This is a genomic window from Idiomarina sp. UBA3176 (genome assembly GCF_002364295.1).
Taxonomy (GTDB): Bacteria; Pseudomonadota; Gammaproteobacteria; order Enterobacterales; family Alteromonadaceae; genus Idiomarina; species Idiomarina loihiensis.
Window position 1 is genome coordinate 121151 of record NZ_DEXU01000020.1, and the last position, 15669, is coordinate 136819.

At 46.8% G+C, this 15669-nt stretch carries 14 protein-coding genes; 9 read left to right on the forward strand and 5 right to left on the reverse strand.

The features are described from left to right. The first annotated feature begins 33 nt into the window (after window positions 1-33). On the forward strand, window positions 34-978 hold the full coding sequence (locus B2U97_RS08605; protein WP_286830420.1) for an ABC transporter ATP-binding protein: 945 nt from the start codon (window positions 34-36) through the stop codon (window positions 976-978). Further along, window positions 975-2180: an ABC transporter permease gene (locus B2U97_RS08610; protein WP_286830422.1), complete on the forward strand. Its 1206-nt coding sequence runs from the start codon at window positions 975-977 to the stop codon at window positions 2178-2180. The genes B2U97_RS08605 and B2U97_RS08610 overlap by 4 nt, the downstream gene beginning before the upstream one ends. A 69-nt stretch (window positions 2181-2249) precedes the next feature. On the opposite strand, the gene B2U97_RS08615 is transcribed toward B2U97_RS08610, so the two are convergent. Together B2U97_RS08615 and fabR are read right to left on the reverse strand one after the other, a co-directional pair. Beyond that, the gene (locus tag B2U97_RS08615) at window positions 2250-4268 is read right to left on the reverse strand and encodes a S9 family peptidase (RefSeq protein WP_286830424.1); all 2019 of its coding nucleotides are present in this window, start codon (window positions 4266-4268) and stop codon (window positions 2250-2252) included. Between the two features lie 38 nt (window positions 4269-4306). After that, window positions 4307-4927 carry an HTH-type transcriptional repressor FabR gene (gene fabR, locus B2U97_RS08620; RefSeq protein ID WP_110013054.1) on the reverse strand — a complete coding sequence of 207 codons (621 nt, stop codon included), beginning with the start codon at window positions 4925-4927 and terminating at the stop codon, window positions 4307-4309. 153 nt (window positions 4928-5080) lie between these two features. Here fabR and B2U97_RS08625 point away from each other — a divergent pair, with 153 nt between their 5' ends. From B2U97_RS08625 to B2U97_RS08635, 3 genes are all read left to right on the forward strand, one after another. Beyond that, window positions 5081-6220, forward strand: a complete 1140-nt coding sequence (locus tag B2U97_RS08625) for a fatty acid desaturase (RefSeq protein ID WP_011233540.1) — start codon at window positions 5081-5083, stop codon at window positions 6218-6220. A gap of 114 nt (window positions 6221-6334) precedes the next feature. Then, window positions 6335-6652 (forward strand): flagellar basal body rod C-terminal domain-containing protein, encoded by a 318-nt coding sequence (locus B2U97_RS08630; RefSeq protein WP_011233541.1) that lies wholly within the window; start codon window positions 6335-6337, stop codon window positions 6650-6652. 69 nt (window positions 6653-6721) lie between these two features. After that, a complete protein-coding gene (locus tag B2U97_RS08635) occupies window positions 6722-7501 on the forward strand; it encodes a putative metalloprotease CJM1_0395 family protein (RefSeq protein WP_011233542.1) in 780 nt (259 codons plus the stop codon). A 10-nt stretch (window positions 7502-7511) separates the two neighbouring features. On the opposite strand, the gene B2U97_RS08640 is transcribed toward B2U97_RS08635, so the two are convergent. From B2U97_RS08640 to B2U97_RS08650, 3 genes are all read right to left on the reverse strand, one after another. Further along, window positions 7512-9842 carry a Tex family protein gene (locus tag B2U97_RS08640; protein ID WP_011233543.1) on the reverse strand — a complete coding sequence of 777 codons (2331 nt, stop codon included), beginning with the start codon at window positions 9840-9842 and terminating at the stop codon, window positions 7512-7514. A 63-nt stretch (window positions 9843-9905) separates the two neighbouring features. Further along, on the reverse strand, window positions 9906-10385 hold the full coding sequence (greB, locus tag B2U97_RS08645; RefSeq protein ID WP_114982099.1) for a transcription elongation factor GreB: 480 nt from the start codon (window positions 10383-10385) through the stop codon (window positions 9906-9908). 51 nt (window positions 10386-10436) lie between these two features. Then, window positions 10437-11423 (reverse strand): integron integrase, encoded by a 987-nt coding sequence (locus B2U97_RS08650; RefSeq protein WP_110014216.1) that lies wholly within the window; start codon window positions 11421-11423, stop codon window positions 10437-10439. A gap of 317 nt (window positions 11424-11740) precedes the next feature. Between B2U97_RS08650 and B2U97_RS08655 the strand changes: the two genes are divergently transcribed. From B2U97_RS08655 to B2U97_RS08670, 4 genes are all read left to right on the forward strand, one after another. Beyond that, a complete protein-coding gene (locus tag B2U97_RS08655) occupies window positions 11741-12046 on the forward strand; it encodes a hypothetical protein (RefSeq protein ID WP_272989358.1) in 306 nt (101 codons plus the stop codon). A 559-nt stretch (window positions 12047-12605) separates the two neighbouring features. Next, window positions 12606-14141 carry a protein kinase domain-containing protein gene (locus B2U97_RS08660; protein ID WP_272989361.1) on the forward strand — a complete coding sequence of 512 codons (1536 nt, stop codon included), beginning with the start codon at window positions 12606-12608 and terminating at the stop codon, window positions 14139-14141. 107 nt (window positions 14142-14248) lie between these two features. Continuing rightward, window positions 14249-14893, forward strand: a complete 645-nt coding sequence (locus tag B2U97_RS08665; RefSeq protein ID WP_272989364.1) for an HNH endonuclease — start codon at window positions 14249-14251, stop codon at window positions 14891-14893. 94 nt (window positions 14894-14987) lie between these two features. Beyond that, window positions 14988-15578, forward strand: a complete 591-nt coding sequence (locus B2U97_RS08670) for a hypothetical protein (protein WP_272989366.1) — start codon at window positions 14988-14990, stop codon at window positions 15576-15578. Window positions 15579-15669 lie beyond the last annotated feature (91 nt).

A 15669-nucleotide genomic window follows, 5' to 3' on the forward strand; every position in this document is an offset into this window, starting at 1 on the left:
AGGCGCTTCTTAAGCAAATAACAGAAAAATAACATGCGCCTTTCAGTTAATAATGTCACTAAGCGTTACCGCACCGTAACGGCGGTAGACGCTATCTCCCTCGATATTCAGCCCGGCAAGATTCAGGCGTTACTCGGTCCTAACGGCGCCGGTAAGTCGTCCCTGGTTCGTATGCTGGTCGGCCTGACCCAACCCGACGAAGGTGAGATCCTCGTTGAGAATAACGGCGAGAGTATAGAGCTGACCTATCACGACTTCGCTTATCTGCCTGAAGACCGCGGTTTGTATCAGGACCGAACCATACTGGATAACCTGAATTATATTGCCAGTTTGCGCGGGTTGAAGCTGAGCGATATACGCAGCGATATTGATAATTGGCTGGAGCGGTTCGAACTGACTGATCGCAAAGATGAGCCCTTGCGTCAGATGTCTAAGGGAAACCAGCAAAAAGTACAACTTATTGCCACGCTGCTGCACGACCCTCAACTGGTTATTCTGGATGAACCCTTTTCGGGATTGGACCCGGTAAACCAGGAGCACGTGCTGACGGTATTGAACGAACTGCGTGAACGGGGCAAGACTGTGGTACTAAGTGCACACCAAATGGAGCTGGTTGAACGCTTAGCCGACACCATGTTGCTCATGAATAAAGGACGGGCGGTAGCTCAGGGCAGCTTGCAGGAAATTCGCAATACCTTGCTGCCTAAGCCTGTTTATCGGGTTACGACCAAAGCTCAGTTGGCTTTGGATAGCTGGCAGGGCGTTGAGCAAATAGAGTTCATGCGCAAGGTGAGTGAAGAACAAGTGGAGATAACTTTTCGCACCGATGCCGGTATAGACGAGTTGTGGCCACAATTGGCACAGCAGGTATCGATTAAAGCCTTTGCGCCGATTCAGCCCGGGTTACATGATTTATATCTGGATACGATTCGTCGGCAAGCGAGTGATGAGAGAAGCAGCGAGGAGGCGCGGTCATGAAACAGACGAGTCCGGGTTATTTTAAGCAGTTAAAAGCCATTTCGTGGTGGGAGTTTAAGCGCTTCTTTAAGTGGAAGCAGGAACTTTTGTCTATTGTCATTTTGGTCGGCATTTTTGCCGTGAGCACTGGCTGGGGCGCAATAGCCCAGCTTTTGTCGGATGAATATCACGGAGCTATTTTCTATGAACAAGGCAAACCACAGTCTTGGGAGTTTGAAGCACCAAAAGACTTAAGCCTTCGCAGTGCTGGCACTATGGAAGTGGAAGGATGGAAAGCGCAGCTACCGGAAGACTTAGATGCATTAATTGTCATAACACCGGAGTTAACCGCAAAAGTCTGGGTTAAGAAGTCTCAGACCTGGCAACAGGAATTGCGCAGCGAATTACAGGATCAACTGCAGGATCTGCGCATTCAGCAGTTACCACTGGCACCGGAAGAAAAAGCGGTTATTGATGAAAAGCCGGAAATTGCGTTTTCTATTGAAGAAAGCGAAGAAGCTTCCATTGACGATGCTAACGACGGTTCAGCCAGTATGCTACTGGTGATAATAATGGTTGGGGTTTTTACTGGTTTCGGTTTGATGATGATGTCCATAACCGCCGAGAAGCAACAGCGTGTAACCGAGCAGTTGTTGACCATTGTGACACCGACTCAGTGGATGGATGGCAAAATTATTGGTATTACCTTGCACAGCCTTAAATCAATGCTCTTTATCGGTTTAATGATTTTGGGCGTAAGCCTGGTCGTTGCGGCACTGTCCGATAAGAGCGGTTCAGGTCTGGACTGGGGCATTGGCACAGGTCTGTTGAGTCTTATCTTTGTTTTATTGGGCACGGTCTTAATTAACGCCTTACTAGCGGGTTTTTCCGCAACCATCGATGACCCTAACCACTCGTCCCGCAGTACGGTGATGCTTGTACCCATGTTGCCAATATTTCTGAGCTTTAGTGTGGTAAGTGAACCTGACTCGACCTTAGCTACCGTAATGAGCATTCTGCCGATTAGCTCCTTTGCCATGATGCCGGCGCGTTTGTTGCAAACTGATGTCGCGGTATGGGAATGGTTGCTGAGCCTGGTATTACTGGCGGCTTTTGTATACTGGATGCGCAATGTGGCGGGCAGATTATTCGCTATGGGTATTCAGTACTACGGAAAAGAACCGGGCTGGAAGGAAATATGGCGAGCCGTTTCTGGTAAATAAGGACGTTTAGGATAAAAAAAGCCGGGAGCTTCAAAATGAAGTATCCCGGCTTTTTATTAGGAACTGGCTTTATTTAAGCTGTTCAGCGTGTGGTAATTCAAACGAGGGTTTTTCCTCAGCTTTTTCTACCAGGAAGGTATCCATCCAACGCATAAAACGCATGCTGTAATCTAGCTGCGCTGCTACTTTGCGGTTGCCGTGGCCTTCGCCGGGGTACAACACTAAGCGAACCGGTACATTACCGTGAGTTTTCAGATAACGGTACAATTCCATAGACTGTGAAGGGTGTACACGAGTGTCTTCTTTACCATGCATAATAAGAATTGGCGTACGCGCCTTTTCTGCGTGATAAATTGGGCTGCGCTCTAAGTACCATTCCCACTTGTCCCACGGATAGCTACGGGCATGCACAGCGTGCATTTCTTTGGCAATGTCGGTGGTACCAAACTTAGATAAGTTGTCGCTGATACCCACAAACATAACGCTGGCTGCAAAGTGCTCGGTCTGTGCCGTTGCGCCCCAGGCTGAAGCGTAACCGCCGTAAGAACCGCCAGTGATACCCACACGAGACTCGTCGGCTAAACCAATTTCTACCAGATGTTTTTTCGCATCAACAATGTCATCGAACTCTTTACCGGCGTAGTCGTTCTGACCCAGCTTAGAGAACTCAACACCACGACCGGTACTGCCACGGTAATTCGGGAAGAACAGGGCATAACCTTTGGCTGCAGCATGTTTAACCGGCGACGCATAGCGATCTAACCAGCCGTTGCTGTAATGCGACTCAGGACCACCGTGAATCACCATCATGGTCGGGTAGGTCTTGCCTTCTTCGTAGTTGGTTGGGTAAACCACAATACCTTCCAGCTTAAGCCCGTCGCGTGCTTTATAAGTCATGGTTTCCTGACGAGGCATATCGATCTCGGCCAGCCAGGGGTTAGAGTCGGTTAAACGCTCCAGACGACCATTGCTGTATTTGAATGCTTCGCTCGGGTGGCTAGGACGGTGACCGGTTAAAACAAATTCAGATTTGCCGGCTTCGCCGTCCAGGCTGGTGAAAATGGCTTCACCCAACTCTAACAGGCTGCGGCTTTCTAGAAACTTAAGCGTTAATGCCTGAACTTCGGTTTCGGTGCCACGATGACCTAACCAGATAATTTCTTCATCGGTACGCCAGCTAAAGTCTTTGACTGCGCCTTTGTAGTCAGGCAACACGTTGCGGTGCTCTTGCTCGCGAGTGTCGTAAACAAATAAAGAACCAGCAGAAGGATCGTTGTAGTCAGCAGCGCGGATCATGGCCAAATAACGACCGTCCGGTGAAAATTCTGCACGACCAAGCTTGCCTTCACTTTCAAAAGAAGTGACTACTTCGCCGTCCAGACTAATAAGCTGATATTGGCTGCTCATGTAATTGTCATCGATAAGCGAAGTTGGTGCGGTACGAACCAGTAGCTGTTCGTTATTCGGGTGGAAGCTAACCGAAAGCGCGTGCTGGTCGTCGGCGGTAACCGCTTTGGCCTCAGCGTCTTCCTGACCCAATGAAACATGGTAAACCTGAGTATAGGTTAAGTCTTCTTCGTAGACTTCGGCTTTAAAGCCTTTCTTTTCAAGTTTTTCTTCATCGCTGTCTTTCGCGCCTGAAGACAAAAAGACCAGTTGCTCGCTGTCATCACTCAACGCGTAGCTGCCAATATTGCCGTCAAATTCAAACACCGACTGAATACCGCCGCCGTGCACAGGCATGCGGTAAAGCTCCTGATACTCATCGCCTTCTTCTTTGGCAGTAAAGTACAGGTATTCGCTTTGCGGACCAAAGCTGACCCGGCCGAACTTTTTGTCTTTACTCAGGTAAGACGTTTCTTCGCCTTCAGCGTTAATAAGCACTAACTCACTGTAGCTGGAGCCGTCGTCATCTTCGTACGGAGTGCGGGGTGTTGAGCGGATAACCGCAGTGAACTGACCATCCGGCGACAATTGAGCCGAACGAATGGCTTTGGTGGTTACGGTTTCCATTAGCGTCATTTCGCGGGCATCAATATCGGCCGCCAAGACTGCTAATGCCATACCGCCTACAGCACGTAAAAGCATAATGTTCTCCAGTTTCTTGTTCTGATTAAGATTGTTTTTTATGACTCTCGTTTTAGTAATCGGCGAGTCGCTTCGGCGCCCCGGGCAACTAAGCGAACTTGCAGAATCGTTTTTTCGGTAATAATTTCGCGCTCTTCTTCGTCTACGTCAAAGCAGTCGGCACCGGCGCTGAATACAATTTTGGCAATAGTGTCCGACTGTAACTCGGCCAACTCGCGGCTAAACGACTGTTCGTTAACTAAATAGTCTTCCAGTTCGGCCTTGAAGTGATCTATTTCGCGCACTACCGCCAAACGAAAACTGCGTGAGCGGCCTGAACGCTCCTGCAACAACAACCTGAAGGTAGCGGTGTTGTCTGCGACAAACTGCATAAAAGTTTCTATAGATACCCGAATAATTGAGCCGCCGGATTCAATGCGCTGACGCGCCTGGCGTAATAGTTGGCGTAAAGCCAGACCGCATTCGTCCACCAAAGTAAGCCCTAACTCATCCATGTCGCGAAAATGTCGATAAAAAGAAGTAGGAGCAATACCGGCTTCACGGGCAACCTCACGCAGGCTCAAACTGGAGAAACCGTTTTCGGCGCTTAATTGGTTCATTGCCGCGTTAATTAACGCCTGTCGGGTTTTCTCTTTCTGCTTTGCGCGAATTCCGGCCATAGTCGTATAGTCATCTTTGCGTGTATATTAAGAATGATAACACAGCTTTTTACACTTTTACCGCTTGTAATTTGAACACGAAACACGTACATTCAGCGTACAGGTGTACGCTATTAGACGCCTGCCTTTATTTGAATGTTTTAGGTTATATGCATGCAAAAGATTTCTGAAAAGCCCCCCATTATCTGGTTAAACACCCTGGTGTTCTCTATTACCTTTATTGTCGCCATTGTTGGTGTACCTTTATACGCATACAGCGTTGGCATTGGTGCCGCGTTTTGGTGGGTTATGTTGGGCACGGCGTGTTTCGCCGGCTTATCTATTACTGCGGGCTATCATCGCCTGTGGGCGCATCGTACATACGATGCAAACCCGGTAATTCGTTTTATTTTTGCCATTGGCGGTGCGGTTGCGCTGCAGAACAGTGCGCTTCACTGGTCTTCTGACCACCGTGAGCACCACAAGCACGTTGATGACAACGACAAAGACCCGTATTCAGCTAAGCGAGGCTTCTGGTACTCGCATATTGGCTGGATGATCCGTGAATATCAGGCGAGCCGTTATACTGACTACGATAACGTTAAAGACCTGCAGAAAGACCCAATTGTTATGTGGCAGCACAAGTATTACTTGCCGCTAACTCTGTTTGTGAACTTTGGCTGGCCAATTGCCGCCGGTTTCATGCTGGGCGACGTGTGGGCAGGATTGTTGGTTATTGGCGTGTTGCGCCTGGTGCTAAACCACCACACCACTTTCTTTATTAACTCGCTGGCGCATATTTGGGGTAAACAGCCTTATACCGACAAAAACACTGCGCGCGACAATGGCGTGCTGGCGTTTCTGACGTTTGGCGAGGGTTACCATAATTACCACCACATTTTTGCCGCGGATTATCGTAACGGTATTCGCTGGTGGCAGTTCGACCCAACTAAATGGCTGATCGTAGCCAGTAAATGGCTGGGTCTGGCGAAAAACTTAAAGCGCAGCTCGCCGTATCAGGTCGAGCGGGCGAAACTGCAAATGCAGTTAAAACGAGCTCAGCTGAAAGCTCAGGCAGCGCCGGAATCTTTGTTTGAAAGGGCTCAGGAACATTATGACCAGATGGGCCAGCAGTTGAAGGCATATTATCAGGCTCGTAAAAAGCTTCTGGATACTAAAGCTAAAGCCTTGAAAGAACATGTGCATCACGATATTGATGCGTTGAAGCGTCAGGTTGATGAAATGAAGGCTTCGCTGGAAATGCAAAAACGCTCCTGGAAAGCGCTATTAAATCAAATTCAGCAGCACGCGTAATTATTGGTTGAAATTGCGACGAATGGCATTTGTCAGTACTTGAAAATGTTTAAAATATAAACGATACTGACAAATACATTCGTAGTAACACGCCCTAGTGTGTGGGAGGAAACGATGGAAATTGGTGCAGCAATGAACTCAGGCCTGCAGGGTATGCAACGTGCAAACCAGCAGGTATCACAAGCGAGTCAGGAAATTGCGTCTGCTTCAACATCGGGTCGTAATGATGTTCAGCAGCAAAGTAATGCCGTTGCAAATGGTGCCCAGGCCGCAACAGAGACTGCGTCTGAAACCAGTCAAAGCGTTACGGCTGCCAATACCACTGATTCTCTGGTTTCACTAAACCAGGGGCAGACCAACTTTGAGTCAAACACCCGTACGGTAGAAACTGCCGACGAGATGTTGGGCACAATGATTGATACCAGCGCTTAATGTTCTAACATGAATATCTCACCAGCGTTACCGCCTATTCCTGTAACGTCGGCACCACCTGCGGAGTCGATGAACAGGGATAATTTGCAGCGGCCGTTGGTGAACGAACCTGCCAAATCTGATCAATCCAGTAATAAAGCCGATACCCAGGCTGACAGAAAACCCGACGCGAAAGCGGATGGAAAGCCTGACAGCAAAAAAGCCACCGACAAAGCTAGCAAAGAAGTTACTGACAATGCTGAAAAGAATCAGCAGAAGCTCAGTGAAGAAGAAGTTGAAAAAGTCGATGAGCTAAAAAGCCGTGATCAGGAAGTTCGTGTACACGAACAAGCCCACGCGGCAGTTGGCGGCCAGCATGCTGGCTCGCCTTCCTATGAATACGAACGCGGGCCTGACGGTAAGTCTTATGCTGTGGGCGGCGAAGTTCAAATAGATGTCAGCCCGGTTAACGGTGATCCGCAAGCGACCATTCAAAAAATGCAGTTGGTACGTCGCGCGGCATTAGCGCCGGCACAACCTTCTGCTGCCGACCGTTCAATTGCTGCCGAAGCGGCTAATAAAGCCACGCAGGCTCGGGCGGAATTAGCCCAAATGCAAGTTGAGGCAAGCGAAAGCGGTGAGGAAGGCGAGAAACAAAACCCCGATATCAGTATTAACGCGCCGTTTAATAAAAGTCTGGAAGGTGAAAATAAAGGCGGTTCTAGTAGCCAATCCGCGTCATCAGGTGCTGTAACACCTGCCGAAGAAGGTAGAAAAACGCTTTCATCGTCCGAACGTGGCGAAATGATTTCTTCATTTTACGATAAGCGCGTTCGTCCTTCCGTGGACTCATTCAGCGCTACCGCTTAACTATTCCTGTTTAATCTTTCTTCGCTTTTGCAAAGGCGTCTGCTAATGCACTGCCCATTGCTGAGTTTTGTGGCTGTGGCGCACGACCACCATTGCCTGAAGGTTTTTTCTTAGGTCCGCTTCCGGTTTTCGCTTTAGGCTTGTCGCTGCCTGCGGTATTGGCTGGGGCTTCATCGCTCAGGCGCATGGTTAAGCCAATACGTTTACGCTCAATGTCCACTTCCAGCACTTTTACCTTCACAATGTCGCCGGCTTTAACCACTTCGCGCGGGTCGCTGACGAACTTGTCCGCCAGTGCTGAAATGTGCACCAGACCGTCCTGATGCACGCCAACATCAATAAAGGCACCAAAGTTCGCCACGTTAGTTACCACACCTTCCAGCAACATGCCGGGCTTCAGATCACTGACTTTCTCAACGCCTTCTTTAAACTCTGCCATTTTGAATTCAGGACGCGGGTCGCGGCCGGGTTTTTCCAGTTCGGACAAAATGTCGGTAACCGTTGGCAGACCAAAGCGCTCATCGGTGTAGTCTTTAGCGTTCAAGGTTTTAATCAATTGCTGATTACCAATAAGTTCCTGTACCGGAATTGAATTGGTTTTGGCAATGCGTTCAACCACAGTATAAGCCTCGGGGTGAACCGAGGAGGCGTCCAGTGGTTGTTCGCCGTTACTAATGCGTAAGAAGCCTGCTGCCTGTTCAAAGGCTTTTGGTCCCATGCGCGCAACATCCAGCAATTGCTTACGATTACGGAACGCACCATGCGCATCGCGGTGCTCAACTAAGTTCTTCGCCAAAGTTTTCGATAAGCCGGATACGCGCTGCAGCAACGCGGCAGAAGCCATATTGGCATCTACACCCACGGCGTTTACGCAGTCTTCAACCACCGCATCCAGACTTTGCGCCAGTTGTGACTGACTCACGTCGTGCTGGTATTGGCCTACACCAATAGACTTAGGCTCAATCTTCACCAGCTCTGCCAACGGATCCTGCAAGCGGCGGGCAATAGAGACTGCACCACGTAGCGACACGTCCATATTCGGGAATTCCTGCGCAGCCAGTTCAGACGCCGAGTAAACCGAAGCACCGGCTTCGTTCACTATAACCTTAGTGGCTTTAATGTCGCTGTGTTGTTTCAGCATGTCGCCGACCATTTTGTCGGTCTCGCGCGAGTGGGTGCCGTTACCAATGCTGATAAGCTCCACTTTGTACTGCTTGCACAAGGTAGCCAGCGTACGCATGGCTTTGTCCATTTGGTTCTGCGGCTGGAACGGGAATACGGTGTTAGTGGCAACCGCTTTACCGGTTTCGTCTACCACCGCAACCTTAACACCGGTACGAACACCCGGATCTAAGCCCATGGTGGTTTTAGCCCCGGCAGGTGCCGCCATCAGTAAGTCTTTTAAGTTGCTGGCAAATACCTGAATGGCCGCTTCCTCAGCACGCTCGCGTACACGGGCCATTAGCTCTGTTTCCATATGCAGTGACAATTTCACCCGCCAGGTCCATTGAATAACCTGACGCAACCAGTCGTCAGCAGCGCGGCCTTTGTGTTCAAAATTCAGGAAGTCAGCAATAATCACTTCGCAATGCGAGCCCGAGGTTGTGTCTTCACTGCCAGGATCCGCGTCCATAGAAAGCTGTAAAAAGCCTTCGTTACGGCCACGCAACAAAGCCAGCGTGCGGTGCGAGGGGATGGTTTTAAACAGCTCAGAAAACTCAAAGTAGTCGCGGAACTTAGCGCCTTCTTTCTCTTTACCCGCCGCGACTGTGCTGGTTAAGTGTGCGTTCTGCCATAAGTGCGAACGTAAGCGTTTTAGTAACTCCGCCTGCTCGGCAAAGCGCTCCATTAAAATAGCGCGGGCACCGTCTAAAACCGCTTTCGCATCGGCAAAACCTTTGTCGGCGTCAATGTATTCTGCCGCGGCCTGTTCCGGGTTCTTTGTTGGGTCTTTCCACAGCAAGTCTGCCAGCGGCTCAAGCCCTGCTTCAATGGCAATTTGACCCTTGGTGCGACGCTTCGGTTTGTAGGGCAGGTATAAATCTTCCAGCTCGGTTTTAGAGTCAGCTGTTTTAATGCTCTGAGTTAGTTCGTCGGTCAGTTTGCCTTGCTCGTCAATGGACTTGAGTATCACCTGGCGGCGGTCATCCAGCTCGCGCAGGTAGTTAAGACGCTGATGCAGCTGGCGCAATTGCGTATCGTCTAAACCGCCGGTCACTTCCTTACGGTAGCGCGCAATAAAGGGCACCGTTGAGCCTTCATCCAGCAACTGGATAACAGACGAAATCTGGCGTTCATCAACCTTCAGTTCATTAGCAAGTAATTGCGGTATCTGGCTCATAGTACATCTCTTAGTTTAAAAACTTTACGGCAAATAATGGGGACGAATGCTATCACGAATTGACTACGCGGGCTGCTGGTAACTTATCTTATTAATGAACCAGGTCCTAGTACCCTGCTGTGTCGTTACTTCAGCCTCGTCGTCTACCTGCTTTTTCAGCAGGGCACGCGCCATGGGCGAATCAATAGACACCGCGTCTTTGCGATCATAAATTTCATCCGGTCCCACAATTTGGAAGGCGCGAACGTTCTCTTCCTCGTCCTCAATTTCCACCCAGGCACCAAAAAACACCTTACCGTCCTGTTGTGGCGAATAATACACCACCTTCACCTGCTCCAGACGCTTGGTTAAGTAACGAATGCGGCCATCAATTTTACGCAGCTTCTGCTTATTGTATTTGTAATCCGCGTTCTCAGATCTATCGCCTAAGCTCGCCGCCCACGACACCTTCTCCACTGTTTCGCGGCGCTCCACCCGCCAAAGGTGTTCAAGCTCCTGTTGCAACTTTTCATAACCGCCACGGGTAATTAAATTGGTTTTCATACGCTTATTCGTTACTGCCTGCGTTTAAAGATAACTCATGATTTTACTGGGTTATTGCTCCGAAGGAAATGGCAGCGAGGGGAATGTTAGATTGTCTAGCGGGCTAGACGTACCAGCGTAATGTTGACCAATAACATGCGTATATATTTGAGTGGTTTTAACATCGTTATGGCCCAGCAGCTCCTGAACCGTACGAATATCGCAACCGCCTTGTAGCAAGTGCGTGGCGAAGGAGTGACGAAAGGTATGACAATTTACCTTTTTATAAACCTTTGCTTGAACGACTGCTGGTTTAAGGGCCTTTCTAATGACGCTACTGTGAAGATGATGTCGACAAAGAACGCCGGTGTAAGGGTGTGCGCACAAGGAAGTTGATGGAAAGACAAACATCCAACCGGGTTGCTTAAAAGCGTTGGGATATTTTCTATCAAGCGCACTAGGTAAGGATGGGCCGACACCTTTTTTGTTATCATCAGCTTGTACCTTTAATGCTGTACTTATCGCCTCCTTAATCTGAGGAACTAAGCGTTCGCTCAACAACGTTTGCCGGTCTTTTTTACCTTTTCCATCACGAATAGTAAGAGAAAGATTTTCTAGGTTTACATCCTGAACTCGTAAGCCTAGTGCCTCACTTATTCTAAGACCGCTACCGTAAAGCAACTCGATAACTAAGCGATTACGTCCGGTTAATTGGCTCAAAATATCGATGACTTCGCTGGGCGATAAAACAACAGGTAACTGTCGCTGTTTGGTTGCTAAACTGAAGTTTAAATCGCCGAGTTTTTTGCCAAGAGCTTTATGATAGAGATAGACCAAAGCATTAAGCGCCGTTTTCTGAGTATTTATGGCGACATGGCGTTCGTTAGCTAGCCAACTTAGAAACTCTCGAACTTCATTACTGCCCAGTTTTTTAGGGTGCTGTTTTTTATGAAAATAAATGTACTGACGAATCCAGCCTAAGTAGGACTTCTCTGTTCTTAAACTGTAACCACGTAAACGCATATCAGCGCGTATTTGTTCAATAAATGGGCTAGGCATAAACTCTCATCCTTGAGTTTTGAAATTAGCCATTAACTTTAGCCTAACTTGCGGCTCACTTTTGTCAGCAATATTGCATAGTTTGTTGTTGTATTGCGTATTTAACTCGTTTAATGTCAGTTACATAATAAAAAAGTAAAGTTGGATATTGTGCACTCGTGAGATCAAAAATGAGCATGCTCGAATTAGTTTGTCTGTTTTTGGTGGTTTTTTTGAAAAATAAAACGAGTTATTAAAGGGTTGCAAAGAAAAAGGGAGCAATTTAATGAACGCGCAAAGTGCGCACGCACAATATACAAATGTTAAATGGTACAAGTATGCTAGATCTGCAAGATAAGGTTGTTCTCGTATCCAAAAGAATAATATCAAACTCGGGAGAAGAGTCTTTTGATACTTATTTTGGTACGGTAGAAACGTTTAATGATAATACCGTAATAGTCGTAAAAGCAGACGAGAGCAGAGAAAGTATCCCGTACGGGGAAGATTTGTTTGATGAGGCAGAAGAAGGCTTCTATGAACTGGAGGATGGTTCGACCTGTGAAGATCCTGACCTTATAGCCGAATTTTTGGTGTGGGAAAGTGAAGAGGCTAAATCAAATTATAAAGAACTTGGCTCGGAGTAAACCCTCATTTAACAAGCGCTTGCAGGCCGACAGCTGGTACTACGCGATTTTTGGGTTACTCGCTATCGCTCAAACAATAACACAAAAATAGCTCCATACCAGCTGCGGCTGAAGCGAGCGTTATATGGCTATGGGGACGGCGGAGTGTATAAAATAGTTTCGGCTGTCTTTGTTACGCTATGGATTGGTTATTCACTGTTCATTGATGATGGGTGCGCGCTTGATCGGGACCAGGCTTACGAAAAGGTCAGCACCTACTTAGAAAGGAAAGGTCTTCCATTGCGTTACCTTTTATCCGAGCCAAAAGAGAAAGATGTATGCCAGTTCTCTTTCTACTACAAAGGCGAGGGAGAGCATATGCATTTTGTGGTACTTGATGACTTTCTTCGGGGCCCAAAACTCACGAAATGGAATTATAACGAGCATGAGGAATAGCCACATAACCAAGCGCAGCACTACACGGCCTAGCGGCCGTCGGATGCTCGCAAGCTCGCACCGGTGTGCGCGACGTTAGGCTTCAATATTGAGCTTTCACAACAGAGAATTCAAGAGTATACGAATGAGTTTAAATAAGACACTTAATAGTCAAAAAACGTTGCAAACGAATATTGGTTGCTTCGAGTACGTGAAAAGTCTAGGTGAAGGCGGTAATAGCTTTGTTTTTCATTTCAAGAAAGGGAGCATGGACTTTGCAATAAAGTTCTTGAAGCAAAAAGAGGAATCAAAACTAAATAGATTTAAAGATGAATATTTCTGTGCTGCACAAATACCTTCGCAAAAAAATATAGCTCGCTCATATCACTTTGACAATGTCGCATTAGGCGATGATGATTTTTGTATCATTATAATGAAATATTATGATGGCACTTTGAAATTAGAAGGAAATGTTGCTGAGTTGAATGAGAATGAAAGATCAAGAAAAACATGGGAACTATTTGTATGTTTAGCGAACGGCTTGAATTATTTGCACTCCAATCAAATAATTCACAGAGACATCAAGCCTGAAAATATTTTTTTTGATAGCAATAGCAAACAATATGTAATAGGTGACTTAGGCATTGCTCACTTTTCTGATGATAAGTTCGAGAGAGAGTCGAAAACTAAACCCTCGGAGAGGATGGCTAACTTTGGATTTAGTGCGCCAGAACAAATTAATAGCAAAGGATCAGTGGCGGCGTCATGTGATATATACTCTCTAGGCCAAGTGCTTTATTGGTATCTGACAGGGAATACTATCAGGGGGTTGAATATGTCGCCGATTTCTAACTCCAACTCCCCAGATGAGTTAAAGTATTTGGAGCTAATCATCAAGAAATGTCTGATTAATGAACCTTCTAAACGTTTTCAAAGTGTTTCAGAAATATCAGAATATGTGAAAGAGTTGAAAGCCCCTAAAAGGCATAATTATTGGCCTGCACTACATTTATTTGATGATTCAATCAGGCGCTCAATGCCAAAAATAAGAGGTTATTTGGAAACTAGTGACGCTAAAATTATTAATCGGTTTTTTAGTAACTTCCAAGAAAATTGTGATGCTGATGATTTCTGGTATATGAGCGTGGAGGGTGGAGATAATACATTTACAGGAATCAAACACATATCTGACTCCAACTATCTGTTCTGCGGCTTGACAGAAGTTAATCTTTCTAAGCTGCTAGTTTATCGAGATTCACACTATATTTATAAAAATTTCTTTATTCTTCTATTAGAGCCATCTTCTCCATTCGAACTTTTCGATGACAAAGGAAACACTGTCGAAAGAGAAATCGGCTCAGAATGCAAGCTTGATTATGCAACACTTTGGAATGGGAGATATATAGATAGCCTTGAGATTAATAATGGATATTATGAATTCCAAGGTGAGGTTCTAAAAGTAAATCGTGAATCGTTCAATGATAGGATGAGGCATATAGAAAAATACGCATATATAATTGTACCAAAAGGTACGGCTACTGCATGCATGACGGACCGAACTCCAACGGAAAGGTTTCTCGAAAGGGTTGTTAAAGCAGGTGCTGTCGAAGAAGACTCGTTGAAAACATACATGAATGAAACGCGAGCACACCATAGCTCAGAAATAACTATGTATAACTAAATAAGCCTAACAAACGCAGGCACAGCGACGTCTTTTTCGTTGCGGCTACGCCTTCACTACAAAGCCGCGCGTGCTGCGGGCGTTAGCTGCCAAATAGGAATCGAGATTTGGACTGGATAAAAATACACACTGACATTGAAGACCTTCTTATCCCACACTATCAGTTCGATATATGGGAGAGAGGGCTGTACTTGTACCTTCTAAATCAAACAAGATTAAGGGGGCTTGAGACAGCCGTTATACCACTGTCAACCATATCTTCTGCATTAAGCTGTTCTGATTTTCAGTCACGTAAAACTATTCGCGGCCTCGGTGAAAAAGGTGTTATCGAGTTAGATCAAACTCGAAAAGGGCATAGCGTAAAAGTATTGTTGCCCTCCGAGTTAGGCATCAAACCAGCGGTTGAGCTAGAAAAGGAAAGAAATATCGAAGAAATCGATTTCTTCAAAAATCGAGAATTTGTAACAGAGTTAGTCTCAAGAGAAAAAGGCCAGTGCTTTTATTGTCTCTCTGACATCGCGCCAGAAAATTGCGAACTTGATCATGTCGTTTCTCAATTAAATGGCGGCAGTAACAGCTATAAGAACATTGTGGCTTCGTGCCATAAGTGTAATACCCGTAAACAAGCAACAAACGCAGAAGATTATTTGCGCTCCTTATTCCGTAAGGGCATGCTCAGTGATTCAGAGTTCGAGGGGCGCTTATCAGCAATCGAGGCTTTAAAAAGTGGCAATCTTAAGCCTCAAATATAAAGCAGCTAACAAGGTGCTGTTGTCGGACTGGTTTTCCGCTGCGCTCCAAACCAGCCGCAAAGCACGGCGTTAACTTCTTGGAGGTCACAACGAGATGGATGTTGGTAACTGGATTTCGGTCTTTATGGCCTTGATTGCAACAACGTCTGCAGTGGTCACATACGCTGTCTTTCGGTCATCAACTGATCCGGTCGTTATCGTCTATGCCGATCCTGATATTAAACGGCCTTCCATTGTAAACCTGATTATCAAGAACATCGGTAATGGTGCTGCGCACAACATAAAATTTAAACCGACTAGGCCACTTCCTTACGAAGCTTTCAGCATAGAGGTGCCAGAGAAAATGCCCGAGTCTATGGAGGTTGGCCCCATCGTCACTGGCATTCCATTTTTAGCACCAGGGCAGCAAATCACGCTAACTTGGGGGCAATATGGCGGACTATACAAATATATCGGTGATGAACCGATACAAGTTGAGGCCCAGTATTATGCGGTGGGAAAGCCGAGATTTTACTCGAGACGGTTGAGCGCAACATCGTCTCTCGATGTACGGACATTTGAGCGTAGCGAATCCGCAGAACACGGGTACGGGCCAAACTTGGTAAAAGAGTTTAAGGCTCTCAATAAATCATTTGTCTCAGTCAGTAAAGGCGTTCAACAAATTGCTGACCGAGAAAAAAGTTAACAATCGCAGGCACAGCGACGGCTTTTTCATTGCGGCTACGCCTTCATTACAAAGCCGCGCGTGCTGCGGGCGTTAGGCTTCCTCAGGGTTG